This is a genomic window from Marinobacter sp. DUT-1, from assembly GCF_050379415.1.
Taxonomy (GTDB): Bacteria; Pseudomonadota; Gammaproteobacteria; order Pseudomonadales; family Oleiphilaceae; genus Marinobacter.
In genome coordinates this window covers 1-17,962 of record NZ_JBNRLS010000010.1, presented here as the reverse complement: position 1 = coordinate 17,962, position 17,962 = coordinate 1, and the positions used below count along the sequence as shown (strand labels likewise).

At 53.2% G+C, this 17,962-nt stretch carries 7 protein-coding genes; 5 read left to right on the top strand and 2 right to left on the bottom strand.

Annotation, left to right across the window (positions count from 1 at the left end; all coding sequences use genetic code 11):
- Nucleotides 1-35: 35 nt before the first annotated feature.
- Both ACQUTG_RS18300 and ACQUTG_RS18295 read right to left on the bottom strand, forming a co-directional pair.
- A protein-coding gene (locus ACQUTG_RS18300; protein WP_428918472.1) for an IS3 family transposase occupies nucleotides 36-1,240 on the bottom strand; the annotation gives its coding sequence in 2 pieces (ribosomal slippage) (nucleotides 36-913 and nucleotides 913-1,240; 1,206 coding nt in all).
- 120 nt (nucleotides 1,241-1,360) lie between these two features.
- Complete coding sequence (locus ACQUTG_RS18295; protein ID WP_428920747.1) at nucleotides 1,361-2,587, bottom strand: hypothetical protein; 1,227 nt, start codon at nucleotides 2,585-2,587, stop codon at nucleotides 1,361-1,363.
- Between the two features lie 298 nt (nucleotides 2,588-2,885).
- Between ACQUTG_RS18295 and ACQUTG_RS18290 the strand changes: the two genes are divergently transcribed.
- The 5 genes from ACQUTG_RS18290 to ACQUTG_RS18270 all read left to right on the top strand — a co-directional run.
- Nucleotides 2,886-3,443: a DUF1643 domain-containing protein gene (locus ACQUTG_RS18290; protein ID WP_428920746.1), complete on the top strand. Its 558-nt coding sequence runs from the start codon at nucleotides 2,886-2,888 to the stop codon at nucleotides 3,441-3,443.
- Between the two features lie 201 nt (nucleotides 3,444-3,644).
- Nucleotides 3,645-4,040 (top strand): DUF4357 domain-containing protein, encoded by a 396-nt coding sequence (locus tag ACQUTG_RS18285; RefSeq protein WP_428920745.1) that lies wholly within the window; start codon nucleotides 3,645-3,647, stop codon nucleotides 4,038-4,040.
- Nucleotides 4,041-4,127: 87 nt separating this feature from the next.
- Nucleotides 4,128-4,691, top strand: coding sequence for a hypothetical protein (locus ACQUTG_RS18280; RefSeq protein ID WP_428920744.1), 564 nt, complete (start codon nucleotides 4,128-4,130; stop codon nucleotides 4,689-4,691).
- An 82-nt stretch (nucleotides 4,692-4,773) separates the two neighbouring features.
- Nucleotides 4,774-5,949, top strand: a complete 1,176-nt coding sequence (locus ACQUTG_RS18275; RefSeq protein WP_428920743.1) for an NYN domain-containing protein — start codon at nucleotides 4,774-4,776, stop codon at nucleotides 5,947-5,949.
- Nucleotides 5,950-6,134: 185 nt separating this feature from the next.
- Nucleotides 6,135-17,962: Ig-like domain-containing protein (locus ACQUTG_RS18270; RefSeq protein ID WP_428920742.1), on the top strand; the 11,828-nt coding region annotated here is incomplete at its 3' end.

Sequence of the window (17,962 nt, the reverse complement as noted above, 5' to 3'; positions counted from 1 at the left end):
CTGTAGTTGCCCCCGCTAAACCGGACACCACCTCATCAATTTGATGCCAGTTCTGCCCGGTACTCCCAGGGCGATTTCATTTTCAGCCCCTTGTGCGGGTGGCTGCGGTTATAGTCCTCGATCCATTCCGGCAACCTGGCCATCACCGTGGCGGCATCAGGAAGATCGTTCAGGTACACATAGTCCCGCTTGAACGTCTTCACGAAGGCCTCAGCCATGCCATTACTCTGAGGGCTTCTGACTGGTGTGGTACACACCACAAAGCCCAGAGAGGACGCGAAGGCCCGCGTTTCTTTGGCAATGTAGCAGCTGCCATTATCCGTCAGCCATTCGAGTGGGTGCGGAACACGTTCTGACTGGCCGAAGCGGTATTCCAGGCTTTCCAGCAGTAAATCCTGGACCATCTCAGCGGTGATGCCGCCGGTGGTCGCCACGTAGCGCATCAGTTCGCGGTCACAGCAGTCCAGGCTGAACGCAACACGCACAACTTCCTTGTTCCAGCAACGGATCTCGAAGCCGTCTGAGCACCAGCGAAGGTCTGGCTTCAAGGTGATGACCTGGCCGTTATGGCAGCGCTCCTGGGGCCGTCCCGTATAACGGGGTAACAACAGTCCATCCTGCTTCATCAGTCGATACACGCGCTTGTGGTTCACTCGCTCGTCGTTTGCTGCCAGCAACCGATTCAGCCGAGCAGTGATCCTTCGATAGCCATTGGCAGCACGGGCATCGCACAGCTCTCGGATAAACGGCAAATGCCGCTCATCGTCCTGCTTGTTATATCTTGGGCTTCTGCCTTTCTGGCGACCATGAAGGCGATCCAGAAGGTTGGAGCGCGATACCTTCATTACCTCCGCAACCCGTTTCAGAGGGTATCGTCCGGTGGCAGCAACGGCATGCGCGAGATCAACTTTTTTGACTGAGCCACCTCCAGGGCTTCCCGGAGTATTTCAGCTTCCATCGTCTTGCGGCCCAACATCCGCTCCAGCTCCCGGACCTTCTTGTTCAGGGCTTTCATCTCGGATGCACTGACAACCTCATCACCAGATTCAATCGCGGACATGCCACCGTCTTTCATCAGCTTCTTCCAACGGAACAACAGACTTGCTGATATACCATGACGTCGTGCGACAAGCGATACCGACATGCCAGGCCGCTCACACTCCGCGACCATGAATGCCTTCTCCTGCGCGGAATACCGGCGACGACGCTGCACTCCAGTTATGACTTCGATTCTCTCCACCTTGGACACTCCTTTGCACTAGGTCTATGCCTAGGCCTTTGCTTCTACCAAGGTGTCCGGTTTAAATGGGGGCTACTACAGTGGCCGCGGTAACGGCCCCCGTCAATAAAGAGTGTGGGATCAGGTCGCTAGAATATCAGCGGCCTGATCTCGGTAGTGTTTCCAGATGTCCTGATAACGAAAGAGAAGACCATCATCAATATCGTAGACCGATCCACCCTTCTCGTACCTATGCATCTCCTGTTTTATTAGCCTTCCCCAGATTAGAGAAAGGTGAGCAACAAGCCAGGCGTAATGGCCGTCCCTGTTTTCCGGCAGCAGGTTTTCGACAAAGCTCAAGAGCTGCTCATCACGGGGTAAAACTCCGCTTCGCCATTCCTTCAACCGGGTCTTGCGGGTATCCATTGCAATATCCCACAAGTCTTTGTATTCCTGTGACTTCGGGTCGAGTTTAGCGATCTTTTGGTCACTTGGATGCAGAATAGCTTTTGAAAGCTCGCGCCAAGTGAGAGGCTTATTCGGATCCTCTGAGAATACAGTCTTCCACCTCTCGAGAAGCTGGGCAAAAGGATAGAAGATCTGTCCATCTGGCTCCCTTTTCGGTGCCAAGATACCCATAAGCCCCTGAGAGACCATTTCGTCTGATCCCTTGGAGTCGATGCCCAGTTCTACGAAGCGCTCCATGATGTCCAAGGAAAGGTTTGACAGCAGGCTGTAATAAAATTCGATGCGGATGTCTTGCCAGAATTGCTGTTCAATTCGTGGTCTTTCCGGATCAGACATCCGCACTGTGCTGGCTATTTCGATGAGATCGCTGTCGACAAAAGTGTGCTCATGCAGGAGGCGTTTCATTGCATCTTCTTGAAGAGCCTTATCCGTTTTTGTTTGGTTAGGCTTTAGTGCGATGCGCTTAATCTCCTCCAGGCAATCATATTCAGCTGTAATGCGGTCATGAATAAAACGCTCAGCTCTGGAGTTGAGAAAGCGATCCTTGAGGGAGAATTCCCTCAGGGAGAGGATGGCTGGGAACCAAGAGGCGCCGTTACTACGGAGCTTAAGATCCTCCCAGGGTTTGAACTTCTCCGAAAGCTCCAAGAGATCGAAATTATCCGGTACCTTTGCTGCCAGAATATCTTGGATCCGATTTGCGGTGGATCGGGTGACAGGCTTGGTGAAAGCGCTTTTCAGCGTTTTGTCCGACGGCGGCACTTTTCCTAATTGACGCCCCAAGTCGCGAATCATCCCGGGCATTCCAGCACTGAAACCACTGAGACGAAGAAATTCTTCAAACGGTGGTAAGAACGGAATATCGGAAGATGGGTATATCATCAGAACGCGATCTTTCACAGAATCCTGGTCCTTTATTGCCTCAGATGTCATTAAAGATAGTGCCGGACTTCTTCTACTTCCGAAAAAATAAATCCCGCCGCTAGCCGTGATCCTTCCTATAAAATTGCCGAAAGCGAAGGCTTTCTGGAAATAAGTTAAAAGTAGTGGATTTCAGTGAAGGACGTGCTTGAGCTATCCTCGAAAAAAACTGAGGCCTTCTCAGGCGGGCTCTAGGCTTCGCTATGTAAGAGCTCCAGTATGATCCGAGTCTGGTAGTGCTTTATCGGACGACATTTACAGGCAATGAAGAGCAAAAGTGCTAGGCACGGATACGGAGGTTTCAGTGGGATACCAGCTAGGCGAATGTGACCGAGAATACCCATACCGCTACTCACTGGTGGCGACCACAGACACCAAATCTGACAAAACTTTGATCGTTGTTCAATGCAATCCTAGCCTAGCCACTAATTCCGGATCGGACCCAACTGTGGGCAAAGTGGCTATATGGGCTGAGAGTGAGGGCTTCGGAAAAGTCGTTTTCTTGAATCTTTTCGCTTTGATTTCCTCTAGAACGGGGGCGCTTACGGGAAAGTCTTATGAAGAAGTCGTCGGTCCAAGGAATAACGAAGTGATGAGAGCTCAACTTAGACGACCGAACTGCACAGTGGTGATGGCCTGGGGCGGTGATATTCCTGTTGAACCAGAACTATATGCGCAACGATTAACTGAGATCAGAGGCTATCTCGAAGAGATTGATCTAGTAGCCCATCATGTTGGAGCTCTGTCGTATGGCACTCATCCCAGACATGGCCGCATGTGGAATAAGGGAAACAGAGATATACGCGTATTGGCTTGGGAAAAAATCTGTTCTTAGCCAAAGCAAGCACTGCTGGGTTCTACCCTCCTTTATAACTCCCCTCCAGAAGAAGAGTGTCGGCTCCGCCTCCGTTCCGTTTACACGCACGCTCGCGGCGTCATGCATAAAAAGATCCCTTGATAGACTAAAAGCTTTCTTGCTAAAAAAACTATAAAAGCTACTATAAAGTCTATATTTTCTGAGTAAGGCGGCCGAGTCATGGCAACTATCGAAGTTGATTTTGAAGTTTTCAAAGAGCTAACAGTTCGGCGAGAGTCTGAATCGATGACCGAAAATGACGTAATTCGGTTGCTCCTTGGGCTTGACGATCAAGCATCTAAACCTACAGCAGGTAACGAAACTACAGGCGGAAAGCCATGGGTATGTAAGGGTGTTGTCTTTCCCCATGGGACCGAATTTCACGCGACCTATAAGGGCCAGCTGTATACCGGGGTTGTAGTCGAGGGTGCTCTTGTAGTTCACGGAAAGCGGTTTACTTCACCCTCGTCTGCTGCCGTTTCAATAACGGGCAATCCTGTTAATGGCTGGAGGTTTTGGGAGTGTTTGCTTCCAGGGAAAAAGCATTGGAAAGTTATTGCAGAGTTGCGGAACTAAACATGCCTAACCAAGCGCGTGACCCGGATGGAGGAAAGGGCCATCTGTTTGCTCAGCGTTCTACGGTGCGAAAGATTGGAGGGAGTCATGAAATCTGATGGTGTATCGGCTGCATTCTCTTTAATACTGGAGGAAATTGAGGTTGTTGAATCCCAATTAAACCAGGAGGGTTCCGCTGCATTTAGCAAAAGCCAATATGACGACGCTGAAGCTATCAGTAGCTCAGGAAAAAAACTGAAAGAGTTTCGTTCTAAACTCGAAAAATTACAGAGTGAATGGAGCTCTGGAATCGACATAAAAACCCGTGAAAGAGTAAAAATCGAGCCTGGATATTCGATAAGGCCGCACTCAAAATCTGCTCGGACAGGCATCAGAGTTACGCTGGCCAATGGGGCTGTAATTCAGAAAGAAACTGCCGCTCAGACGATGGCTGAAACTATCGAGTATTTTGGGCTAGAGAACGTTCGTGCCCTGGGGCTTACGGTGAGCGGAATCGACCTGGTATCGACATCGAAGCATCCAAAATATGGGCAAGTTCAAGTCGGTAAATTTTTTGTCTGTACTCACAGCAACACCAAAAGCAAAAAGAAATTGCTGGAGGATCTGTCAATAAAGCTCAATCGACCACTCAAAGTTGAGATTATTGGGTAATAACTCATAGCCATTCGCCGTCATCAATGCGTGTCCACTGCATTGGGCTGGTTATCTGCTGATCGGGACAAGGAGAGAGTGTTTGGAAAAGTCTAAAGTTGCAGTTTTCATCGACGTTGAAAATCTGACGCAGTGGGTGAGGGACGATGGTACTGAGCGGTTGATGGCAGATATCAGTGCGATTGGTCAGGTGATTGTCAGACGCGCATATGGAGTATGGAGTAAACCAGGTATATCCAATTTCCAAGCCCCTTTGAATCGACTAGGGTTCGAACTAATCCACAGCTTTCATCCCGTTAGTGGCAAGAACTCGGCTGATATCCAGCTGACTGTTGATGTCATGGAACATGCGTTGCGGCTAACTGATGTTGATTGGTTTGTGCTGGCAACGGGGGACTCTGACTTCTCACCATTATTTCGTCGCCTAAGGGAAATGGGAAAGGAAGTAATCGGGGTTGGCCCTCGTTCACCATTGAGTGAGAGTGTGAAATCGTCATGCTCTCGCTACATCCACACAGATCCTGTCTCAACCAACACGAGAGAGCTCGAGTTCGATGATGCAGCTGAGATCGTAGAATCCATCTTGGCTGCAAGTACTGAACCCTTAGCGCTGAATGTACTGAAACAAGGTGTTCTTAACGTCAATAGCGCATTCAGTGAGAAGGATATGGGCTTCGGCTCTTTCTCCGCATTTTTGAAGGCTATAGATACAGTTGCCCTTAAAATGTCGCCTGGCAGCAATACTATGTGGTTGGCCGAGCTGGTGACAACAGATAGCCTCCGTCAGCCTAACGCTGGTTTGACGCCTGGAAGCCGGGAGAGTTATCAAGCGCTGCTACGCAAGAAAAAATGGGTCACTGTACCTAGAGAGTTGCTTGAGCTTGTTGGTGAGACGCTTAGAGACTTACCTCCCCTAGAAAAGCAGGACATGATCGAGGAGCTGATAGTACGCATCGCATCAGTGCGAAAGGACGTTACCGCAGCAGATATTCGAAAGGCCATTGCCCTGCTTTACAAGGCCCAGATGTTTGAGCTTATTGATGACACTCAACACGATAGTCGTTTGCTGAAGCTAAAGTCTGAACAGGACCACATGAAAGAAGTGGATATGGCATTCATCCGCAGACTGAGGTCTGCGTGTACCGAGAATAATGTTGCGTTCGAGCCCTCAGTTATCCGAGATCTACTTTTTACACAACCAGCAATGTCTGATCTCGGTAATATGTTAAGGAGTGTTGAGGCGGAAACGGTTGTCTGAACATTTTAAGGATTCCTAAATTCGATGCATGTGATACGGAGTGATCTGCCAATCAGAACTTTGTCAAAGAATGTAAAACATTCGGGAAAGGTGAACCACGTAATTTTAGAACTCGTCTGAACTGCCATACTGCTGCCCAAAATTGGGCTTTGCACTAGTTGTGCAATCAGTACAGGGAAGTTGTGATGATGTATAAGTACGCGTGTGGTTTAGCGCTCGCTTGGATAGTTACGTCCTTTTCTTCGGTAAACGCCGAGCAATTCCAAGAAACCGATGACATCGTCATTAGCCCAGATTTCTGCTCTCTTTATCCCATCGCCATTTCCAGTTCGGTTGTATCCTCCGCGACACCAGGCCAGATGTTTCAGAACATTCCCACCGGCACCGGCCCTGGGAATTACAGCTGGCTGTCATGGGACGGAAGTAATGATGTCAACACCCTAGCGGAAGCACTTCTACCTCCAGGAACCAGCGAAAACTACAGAAATCCCGACAATCCCTTCGATACCCAGATTAATATTGGTGATTGGGTGGAGGGCTCTCCTGGTGTCAAGAACAGCACCTACATCCGCTCAAACCTTGATTCACTTCTGAACTACAACATTATCGTTCCGGTTTGGGGGAACGTGGACGGTCAAGGCTCGCGCTTCAACTACGAGACCGTACGCTTTGCAGTCATTCGCTTGAATGACTATGCCCTCAACGGCAAGGGCTACATCAGTTTTACCTTTGAACGATATACCCGCTGCTACAACCATCGCCCTGAATCCCTCGATAGCCACATCACCACGCCTGAGGACACACCGGTTACTTTCGAACTAAAGGCCGGGGACGCAGACGGAGACGAATTAACCTACCAGATACTGACACAGCCCGAGCACGGGCAGATCGTCCAATCGGGGTCCCTGGTCACCTATACGCCTTCCGAAAATTTCTATGGAAGTGACAGCCTGGAGTTTCAAGTACACGACAACGAACAACTCTCTGGTACTGCCACTGTCACCATTGAGGTGTTGCCTGTAAATGATGCTCCCGTAGCTGATCCCCACTCAGCCACCGGCCCAGAAGACACTGCAATTCCGTTGAGTTTTTCCGGTAGTGATATAGAAAGCTCACCGCTAACATTTGCGGTGGTAACCCCACCCACACGGGGAGAAGTCATTGAGACTGACAATGGCCCGGTTTATCTGCCGGAGGCCAACTTCTTTGGGCAGGATTCGCTGGAATACGTGGCCAATGACGGGGAGCTGGATTCCCAGCCTGCCACTTACAACCTGGTGGTAACACCGGTTAATGATGCGCCAACGGCAAAAGATGTCTTTGCCGAGACCGAAGGTGGCGACCCGGTGGTTGTTACTCTCATAGGCGAAGACGTCGATAGTGAAACTCTCACCTACAGGCTGATCGAAGAACCTGCTCATGGCCAGTTCACAGGAGAGGCTCCGGAACTCGTATATACCCCGGATCCCAGGTTTGAAGGACTGGAGGTGCTTACATACGAGGTGTCTGACGGGGAACTCCAAGACACGGCGACCATTACCATTAATGTTATTCAGCCGAATCTGCCACCCGTGATCACCAGTCCGCCGATCGTTACAACTCCGGAGCAGGCTCGCTACGACTACCCCGTAGTTGCGGAAGATCCCAACGAGGATGAGCTGACGCACTCGTTAGACCGTGGCCCGGTTGGTATGACCATCGATAGCACAACCGGAGTGATTCATTGGTTGCCTCAGCCAGAATTCACGCAATCAGTCCCCACCTTCAATCAGCAGTGTTATGTGGTGCCGAGCGGTAATGTCAAAGTCTATGAGGAGGGCGACGATGCTTCCGGTGTGAGTTATATCGCTCCGCTTTTCCATCGTGTAAAGACTTCCATTGCTGACGCCAGCAATTACGTTGCGCCGCAGTCGGTGGCTTGGCATAAGAAGAATCGATGCCTCGGTTGCCACATCCAGACCCAAAGCCTTTTGGGTATGCAATCGTCCAAAGCCAAGGCCGATGTGGATGAGGGGGCCGCGGAATACCTGCTGACGGAAATTCTATCCAGCCAATTGAATGATGGCTCTATTCGTCGGTCGCATCCCCAATTCGCGAAGAATCAAACGGCATTTGCGCTATGGGCGCTAAATGCGGTGCCTGAACGGTCACGAACCTTCCTGGTTCGCCAAAAGGGGTTGGACTTTTTCCTTGATCGGGTCACTGTCAGTGGCAATCAGTCGTACTGGACAACGGACCATAGCAGTGGATGGCTGCGCGATTCCCTGGGGATCACGGCGCTCGTAGCTCAGGCAGCGGCAGGATACCTCAATGACCTCGATGGGATGGAAGCCCAAACGTCTGATCAACTTGAGATTGCCGATGCCTACCGAATCATAATGCCGGCATTAGCGGAGCATCTGTTAGTAGGGCTGAACACGAACGAAAACGACAGTTTGAGGCGCGTATTCCGCTTGGTGGGTCTCGCCGAAATCGCACCGTTCGTTGGCGGTAGCGAGCTACAGTCCCGAATTTCTGCGGCCATTTCCCTTCTCGACCAGCAACTCCGAGACCGCCAACGCGAAGACGGCGGTTGGTCACGCTATTATTCCGGCAGCCAGAGCGATCCTCTCACCTCGGCTTGGGTGGGGCTAGCCCTAGATTACCAAGATCCGGCATTAACTGATCCGGTGGTTCTGAACACCATAGAATATCTATTGGACCACCAACAAGCAGGTGGGACCTGGGATACCACAAGCGGCCTGTTCACTACGAAATTGGCCACTACCAGTCTGGTTATGGCTTATCTTCCGGTTGCTCTTGACCACTTGGGTAACCCGGACGTCCGACTAGGTCACATCTCCCTGTCTGAAGGTGACAGCGGCGTTCATTCATTGAGTGTTGAGCTCTCCAATCTTGGCCTCGCAGATATTCGGGTACCGTTGGATGTCTCCTTTTATTCGGGCAACCCAGAGGAGGGTCAGTTCCTTGGCTCTGCACAGGTTGCGCAGTTGAGCAGTGACACCAGGTCCAATCCTATGATCGTTGTCAGCGAGGATGAGCTGACCGACGACATTACCGTGGTACTCAATCCTGGTGCAGCGATCGAAGAATGCCAGATCAAAAACAACAGCACTCGCGCGGCATTGGTGCGTCACCATGTGGCCGATCCGGACGGCCTTACGGATACACAGATTTACACCCTGAATGTCGAGGACGTAAACGAAGCGCCTGTCATTGAAAGTGAGCCCCAGACAGCTTTGCAGGGCGGTCAATCTTTCGAGTATCAAGTTGAGGTATCTGATACCGATGTGGGCGATGCCCATACCTTCCAAATCATATCTGGTCCCGAAGGCCTTTATCTCGACGAGCGGACGGGGCGTTTCACATCCGCTCCGGGCGGCATTGAGCCAGGTGAATATGAAATTGTTGTACTTGTGACCGACCTCAGGGGCGCTACGGCAGAGCAGCGCTTCACGTTGATTATTGACAAGAACCTCCCACCTGAAATCGTCAGTCCTGCCATCGTAGCCGGTGTTGAGGATTCAGGTTATGAATATGATTTAAAAGCGGTTGATCCCAATGAAGGCGACGTTCTCGCATATGGACTGGAATTAGCGCCAGAAGGGATGAGCGTTGTACGCAATACAGGCTTGATTTCCTGGGCGGGGGGGAGCTCCTGGGTAGACAATCGAACAGACTCGAACTTTTTGTGTATTGGTGAACCCCAAGCGAACCTGGGATCTCTAAATCCAGTTGAAAAATGGCGTTGGGATGTATCTGGCCAACCTGCTTCCAACTATGATCAGGTCATGCATGCTCCGATTGCTGTGCCGCTTTATGACACCAATGGTGATGGTGTTGTAAACACGAGAGACGACATAGCAATTATCTTCCAGACCTTCCGTAGTGGATATTACAACAGCCCTGGTTACTTGAGGGCGATCTGGGCCAAAAATGGGGAGCCGATATGGACATCAGCCAGTGCAAGCGTACTACCAGTGGGCTCTCCAGCAGCGGCAGATATAGATGGCGATGGTTTTGTTGAAATTGTTACGCCGCGCCCTGGAGGCGGAATCATAGCGTTTTCTCACGAGGGGAGTGTTGAATGGACCTCGGCCTACCGACCGAGGGTTCGCTGGGGTGGCGCCAGCATTGCTGATCTGAACCAGGATGGTGTCCCTGAGATAATCGTGGGTAATGCCGTCTTCAACAACATGGGCCAAGTGCGCTGGAGGGCATCCGGGCCATCTGGAGATAATGGCGTTGGGCCTCTTTCTTTCGCGGCAGATCTAGATGGTGATGGCTTCCAAGAGGTTGTAGCGGGTCGAGGTGCGTACAGTCATGATGGAAGACTGCTATTTAATCGTGGTGATGGATTCTCTGCCGTTGGTGACTTGGATTCTGATGGACTGCCGGAAATAGCAACTGTACATGCCGGCTATGTAACTCTTTTGAATCACGATGGATCAGTCATTTGGCAGAATAAGTCTATCCCCGGAGGAGGAAGGGGAGGCCCACCGACCATCGCAGACTTAACAGGGGATGGCACTCCGGAAATTGGAGTCGCAGGCGCGAACCAGTACGTTGTGTTTGGTGCCGATGGCACCATTGTTTGGCAATCGCCAACCCGTGATAACTCCTCCCATAGAACTGGATCGTCGGTATTCGATTTTAATGGCGACGGTCGAGCAGAAGTCGTCTATGCAGATGAGTATTATCTGCGAATTTATGACGGCCCTACTGGCCAGGTAATTTATGAAATAAGGAATACCAGTGGCACAACTTACGAACTGCCTGTCGTCGCTGATGTGGATAATGATGGCCACGCTGAAATTGTCGTTATCGCGAATAGTTACAGCAGAGGTAACTATGCGGGGGTTCGTGTGTTTGAGGATGAAAGCGACTCCTGGGCTCCGACTCGGGCCATATGGAACCAGCATGCCTATAACATCAACAATATCAATGATGACCTGACGGTCCCGAGGTCCCCAACCCCAAGTTGGCTGACCCACAATACCTTCCGGCTGAACACCTTCCCAGACCGGGAGGCTCTCGCATTGCCAGATGTCACAGTCAGCGGCATCGAATATGACCAGGCAACGAGCACCATTTCCGCCAAGGTCCTGAATCGTGGCTTGGCGCCAGTGGACGGACCACTGACGGTTAAATTTGTGCATGATCATTCCTGGTCTGGGGAGACCGACCTAGGACAGGTGACCACTAATGGGCTTGAAGCCGGCGAGCAAAGCGTTGTCAGTCTGGCCGTAGATGATGAAATACTTGTTCAGGCAATAAAAGCCGAAGTAGTGTTACCGGCGAACGCGGTGGAGTGTGCGGTAGACAATAACGAAACCATTGCAGCCGTTGTCGATGCGCGAGCTTACGACGAGGCAGGTCTGTTTGATGTTCAGAAGTTCGCTGTATCCATGGCGGACTCGAATGATGCACCAGAATTCTCCAGTGCTGCGTCAAGCAACGCTGTTGCGGGCCAGGTTTACAGTTTTGAGTTTGTTGTAGCTGATCCCGACAAAGGAGATGCTCATCGCTTCGAATTGGTGAATGCTCCAGAAGGATTTGAACTCGGCGAACGTACCGGAAAGCTGGTTGCGGAGGGACTGTCAGAGGGTGTTTATACGCTCAATGTGAAGGCGACAGATCTCTCCGGAGCAGTCGCCGAACAGACCCACGTAGTTACGATCACACCTCCGGATAACGTGGCGCCTGTCTTCGAATCGGAGCCTCCAAAAAATGGCATTAGCGGGGGAGAGACGTACTATTACGATGCGGATGCCAGAGATCCGGATGGTGACGAAGTCGTTTATCTGCTTAGCCGGTCTCAGCCTGGCATGACGATCGACGGTGTCAGTGGTCAGATAAGCTGGACTCCCTCTGTGGATCTCTCCGGAGTGTTCTCCGCAGAAGTGACGGCGTTGGACACCCGAGGCGCGTCGAGCAAACAATACTTCCTGATAGAAGTGCAAGATCCCAACGCAGATAATCAGCCGCCCACCATCACCAGTACCCCGAGTGGCGCAGTTTACGCCGGACAGCGTTTCGAATACCAAGCCACCGCCAACGACCCAGACGGGGATACTTTGGAATACTCCCTCACAGCGTCGGAATCCGGCATGACAATCACTTCTGCCGGGTTGTTCTCTTGGCTGCCGGGGTCGGAATGGATCGGTAAGACAGCCATCGTTGAAATCCTGGTTAGAGACGGCCGTGGAGGCGAGACAGGGCAAAAGCTCACGCTGCCGGTCAACGAGAGTGCAAATCACCCACCGGAGTTCACCAGTACCCCGGAAACCCAGGCACTGGCGGGCTCAGCCTACGTTTATTCGGTCGCAGCCATCGATAACGATGGAGATACCTTTACTTTCAGTCTTGACCAGGCTCCCAATGGCATGACGTTGTCTGGTTCACAGGTAAGCTGGACGCCGGCGGAAACCCAGGCTGGACGCGTTCACGACATCGTGATCCGGGTCACCGATGCCCGAGGCGCGGCATCCACTCAGACTTTCGGGATTGCGGTCAATGCACCGGCTGAGTCCAATCAGGCTCCGGAAATCAGGAGTACTCCTGTGTCTCCCGCCTTTGTCGGTGAAGAATACCAGTACGACGTGATTGCCCGGGATGCCGACGGCGATGCGCTGGCATACTCCCTGGAAGCTGCCCCCTCCGGGATGACACTCAACTCGACCGGTCAACTTCGCTGGATTCCGACCAGCGACCAAGTTGCTGCACATTCCGTGCGTATCCGGGTCTCCGACGGCAAAGCCTACTCTACTCAAAGCTTCACCCTGGACGCGGTCGAAGTGAGTGAAAATAGCTATCCCGAAATTACCAGTCGGCCGAGCACACAGGCAGTGGCAGGTGAAATCTATCAGTACCAGCTCGTAGCGACAGACGCTGATGGTGATGAACTGACCTACGGTGCCATGGTTCAGCCAGATGGCATGCAGGTGGATGCTTCAGGATTGGTCACTTGGACGCCGTCAGAAGGCCAGCTGGGTATTCACGACATTTCTTACTTCGCCGATGATGGCAAAGGGCGGACCCTTCAGAATACGAGCATCAGGGTTCAGGAAGAGCCTTTGCCATTGGCTGTGACCCTGCTGGTCACGCCGGATAGCGTGGATGCCGGTGATATGGTCACCATTGATATTTTCACCGAGGGTGGCCGTGGCGATCTCAGTCAGTCCGTCGAGGTGGATGGCCAGCCCTTGGCCCTGAGCCCTTATGGCCGCGCCACTTGGACCGCCACGGGCACCGGGCGTCACACCGTTACCGCTGCGGTTTCTGATTCTGAGGACACGGTGACGGAGGTCGCATATGTCACCATTCGTGATGACAGCGATACCGTTGCGCCGGTCGTTACGCTGGAAGGTCCGGAGGAGGGCAGTATTATCACTGCCCCGACGGAAATTATCGCCACGATTCAGGACGAGAACCTCGCGGTTTATGAGGTGTTAATTACGCCTAAGGGTAAAGATCAGTGGCAGACCATCGCGGAAGGCTCCGCAAGCCAGATATCAGCTCCGGTCGCAACTTTTGACCCCAGCCTGCTGATGAACGGTCAATACGACCTGGCCATCCTGGCGTTGGACGTCAACGGACTGTCCGGTTCAGACATGATGTCCCTGCAAGTCGAAGGCGACCTTAAAGTAGGCAACTTCAGCATTACGCTGGAGGACCTGTCGATTCCAGTGGCAGGTATTCCCATCCGAGTGACCCGAACCTATGACAGCCGCCAGCGCTTCGATGCGCTCGACTTCGGGCAGGGCTGGAGCATTGGCTATCAGGATGCCAAGGTCGAGGAGTCTCGCACGCTCGGTAGTTACTGGACCATTAATCAGTACAAGCGCGGACCGCTGAACCTGATTACCGATTTCTGTATCGAACCGCTTGGTGCCCCAGTGGTCACTGTTACCTTGCCGACCGGCGATGTAGAGCGCTTTGAAGTGGGAACTTCGCCAAGCTGCAATACCTACCAAGTGATCAAGGATGTAACCCTTGCTTTTAAGCCCGTGGGCGATACGCAGTCCACGCTGAAGGCACTGGACGACAGTTCGGCCAGATATGAAAACGGCACGTTGCTGGAAACCGGCACCTTCTCCGGCCCAGTAGATCCGACCCGTTACCTGCTTACCACCCAGGCCGGATATGCCTATACCCTTAATGAGAACTTCGGCATTGAGAAAGTAGTCGACCCCAACGGCCACACGTTGAGGTACACCAACGACGGCATCTTCCACTCCAGTGGCAAAGCGGTGACCTTCGAGCGGGATAGCAATGGCCGCATAAAAGCGATCACCACGCCTAAGGGCGACCGGTTGACTTACCTCTATGATGGCGACAACAACCTGGTCACCAGTGCTGACGCGCTGGGCAATGCCACGGAGTACACCTACAACCGTAACCACGGTCTTCTGGATATCATTGATCCGCTAGGCCGAACCCTGGTTCGAAATATCTACAATGAAAATGGCAGGTTGATCGCCCAGGAAGACAGTGACGGAAACCGCACGGACTTCAACCACGACGTTGAAGGCCGTCAGTCCGTGGTCACCGATCGAAACGGCAACACCACACTGTACTACTACGATGACCGGGGTAATGTCACCACCAAGGTGGATGCGGCCGGTCATAGCTGGAACTACAGCTACGACGAGCGAGGCAACCAGCTCAGCCAGGTGGACCCGCTGGGCAACGTCACCACCGCCAGTTTCGACGAGCGCAACAACCAGCTCACCCAGACCGATGCCCTCGGCAACACGGTCGCGTTCACCTACAACAGCCGTGGCCAGGAGCTGACCATTGCTGACGCCCGTGGCAACGTCTACCTGAACAGCTACGACAGCGTGGGTAACCTGCTGACCGTGACTGACCCGGAGGGCAACGTGGCGGGCAACAACATCAACGCCCAGGGGCAGGTGTCCAAGACCGTGGATGTGGTAGGCAACGCCACCGCCTACACCTACGACGAGGACGGCAACAAGCTCACCGAGACCAATCCCCTCGGCGAGGCCACCCGCTACACCTACGACACCAACGGCAACGTGCTGACCGAAACCCGGCCCCGCACCGTGAACGGTAGCGTGATGGAGGAAACCACCGGGTACGTCTATGACGCCAATAACCGCGTTATCGAAACCCACTATCCGGATGGTAGCACCACCCTCACGGAGTACGACGTGGCCGGTAACCAGGTGGCCACGGTCGATGCCCTGGGGCGGCGTACCGAATACAGCTACGACGCCTACGGCCGAGTGACGGAAACCTACCACCCGGATGGCACCGCTGAGTACAAGACCTACGACGGCGAAGGCAACCTGCTGACGGAAACCGATCCGCTGGGCCGGACTACCCGCTACACCTACGACGGGTTGAACCGGGTTGTCCGCACCGACTATCCGGACGGCAGCCATACCGCGACCACCTACGATGCCGTAGGCCGCGTCGCCGGTGAGACCGACGCCAATGGCAACACCACCACCTACGAATACGACGCGGCAGGCCGCCGCACCGCCGTGGTGGATGCGCTGGGTAACCGTCACAGCTACTCCTATGACGCCGACGGCAACCTGGTCCGCGAGACCGACGCCAGGGGCCACACCACCGAGTACACCTACAATGCCCTCGACCAGCGGACCCAGACCCGCTACCACGACGGCACCACGGTGACCGAGAGCTTCGATGCCCTGGGCCGTCGCACCTCGCGCACCGACCAGAATGGCCGTACCACCCAATTTGGGTACGACCCCCTCGGCCGCCTGACCAGGGTGACCGACGCACTCGAAGGGGTAACCAGCTACACCTACGACGAAGCCGGCAACAAACTGACCCAGACCGATGCCGAAGGCCGCACCACACGGTGGACCTACGACAGCCAGGGCCGAGTGCTCAGCCGCACCCTGCCCATGGGCCAGACCGAAAGCTTCACCTACGACGCTGCTGGCAATCGCCTGAGCCATACCGACTTCAAGGGCCAGACTACTACCTACAGTTACGACTTGAACCAGCGGTTAAGCCAGGTTACCTATGGCGACGGCAGTATCGAGAGCTATACCTACGACGCGGTCGGCAATCGCCTCACTGCCACAACTTCGAACGGTACTACCCGTTACAGCTACGATGCGCGGGATCGTCTCGTTGAAGAAATCCAGCCCGACGGCTCGGTGCTGTCCTACGGCTACGACGCCGCTGGCAACCGGGTCCAGTTGGACGTCTCCGCCGGTGGCAGCAACACCTCCACCAGCTACAGCTTCGACGCCCTGAACCGGCTGGAAGTGGTGGCGGACAGCCAGGGCCAGACCCTCTACACCTACGATGCGGTGGGCAACCGCGAGAGCGTCAGCTACCCCAGCGGCAACGTCACCCTGTACGACTATGACGCCCTGAACCGGCTGACCCGCCTCACCACCACGGATGCGGAGAACCAGATCGTTGCTGACTACGCCTACACCTTGGATCCCACCGGTCGCCGCATCCAGGTGCAGGAGGCCCACAGTGGCCGCACCACCCGCTACAGCTACGACGAGCTGTACCGCCTGACCGGCGAGACCATCACCGACCCGGTCAACGGCAACCACAGCGCCGAGTACCAGTTCGACAGGGTGGGCAACCGCACCTACAGCATTATCAACGGAGTGCACACTGCCTACAGCTACGACCACAACGACCGCCTCACCCAGCAGGGCGGCGTAAGCTACAGCTACGATGCTAACGGCAACACCCTGACCGAGACCGAGGAGGGCCAGGTTACTCGCTACCACTACGATGCCCGCAACAAGCTCATCGAAGTGGAGAAGCCGGGCCTGACCGCCCGCTACGGCTACAATGCTGACGGTATCCGCACCCGCAAGACCGAGAACGGCATCACCACTCATTACGTGGTGGACAGCAACCGGGACTACGCCCAGGTGCTGGCGGAGGTGACCAACGGCACCCCCAAGGTCAACTACACTTACGGCGATGACCTGGTCTCCCAGACCCGTGCCGGAATTCCGTCGTATTACCTGTACGACGGTCACGGTTCCACGCGGGCTCTGGCAAATGCGAGCGGCTCTTTAACAGACAGCTACGACTACGATGCATTTGGGGTGTTGCTGAACAGCTCTGGCAATACCGAGAACGCTTATCAGTATACCGGGGAGCAGTTGGACTCAAGCCTGGGTCAGTATTATTTGAGAGCGCGGTATTACGACCAAGGTGCTGGGCGGTTTACGCAGCGGGATACTTGGATGGGGCATAACCGGGACCCGGTTACGCTGCATAAGTACCTTTACGCAAATGCGGATCCTGTAACCTATACCGATCCCACTGGTAATTTCAGTATCGGAGGGATGATGTCTAGTGTTGGAACAATGGCAAATTTGAGTATGCGTGCTTATGGCACCTATTCAAATGTGACGTTGCTGATGGATATCGCCAAAGGTGACGTTACCGCCACAGAATTGGCGTTTACATTAGTAGCAGCACGATTCCTGCCAAGGGCTTTCTTTAAATGTAAGAACAGTTTTTCTGGTGAAACGTTGATTTACTCAGAATTCGGTTCGAAGCCAATAAAAGATATTGCGATAGGCGATAAGGTTTGGGCTTACAACGAGGAAACTGGCGAGAAAGTTTTGCAAGAAGTTATTCATGTTATTGAAGGAGTCGGTCTAAAAGAATTAGTTGATATCGAGGTTCTTCATGGCGAAGTAATTACTGCAACCTCTGATCACCCCTTCTATTCGGAGAATATGGGGGGCTGGGTTGATGCCGGGGATTTATCGACAAATAGCGTCCTGTTTGATTTTGACCAAAACCCGATAGCTATCGACGGCATCCAGTCGTATGTGCGAGACACGACTGTTTACAATTTGAGTGTGTCAAATGACCATACCTACTATGTTGGTGAGTCTCGTGCGTTGGCTCATAATTGCTATCAAAAACCAGGATGGACAAATTATCGGAATAAGCATAAGCCAAATCCAAAATGGAATAGAAAACAAATTGTTGATAGCACAAAAAATGGACCGGCAAAATA